Source organism: Liquorilactobacillus sicerae (genome assembly GCF_029916425.1).
Classification (GTDB): Bacteria; Bacillota; Bacilli; order Lactobacillales; family Lactobacillaceae; genus Liquorilactobacillus; species Liquorilactobacillus sicerae.
This window is the reverse complement of the sequence record NZ_JAHAVQ010000333.1, coordinates 1-404: the sequence shown is the minus strand read 5'-3', so window position 1 is coordinate 404 and position 404 is coordinate 1. Positions and strand designations below refer to the sequence as shown.

The 404-nt window shown below is 39.4% G+C and carries 1 protein-coding gene; it reads right to left on the bottom strand.

From position 1 onward, the window contains the following. Nucleotides 1-404 (bottom strand): YibE/F family protein (locus KH893_RS12705; protein WP_281166387.1); only part of this gene is annotated, 404 nt, incomplete at both ends.

The following is a 404-nucleotide window of genomic DNA, read 5'->3' as shown; positions in this document are numbered from 1 at the left end:
ATATAAAACATGGTCAACGTCAAATTATCACCAAGAACACCGAAAAAGAGTGTATTTAAGGCCGTTCCGATAATCTGTGAACCAATAATTATTCCCTGCTTGTAAAGATTGGCGGTCGTAATTTCCGGAGTGCTTTCAATCAGCTCGTTTAAATCGGCCGAAATCGCCATACTGGCTTCGGCAATAGCACCGAGACTGGCAATTATAGTCACGATAAAGGCAATATTGCTGAAATTAAGTCCAATCGAAAGCAAAAGTCCTTCCAATTCTTCTGAGGACTCGGTTGCAAAACCCTCAATATTGGCAATGTAATTAATCGGAATAATCAAAAGCACAATGATCGCCAAAACAATTAGGCTTGAAGTAAAAGCATAATTAGTGACTTTTTGATTGTCGGCCGAAAG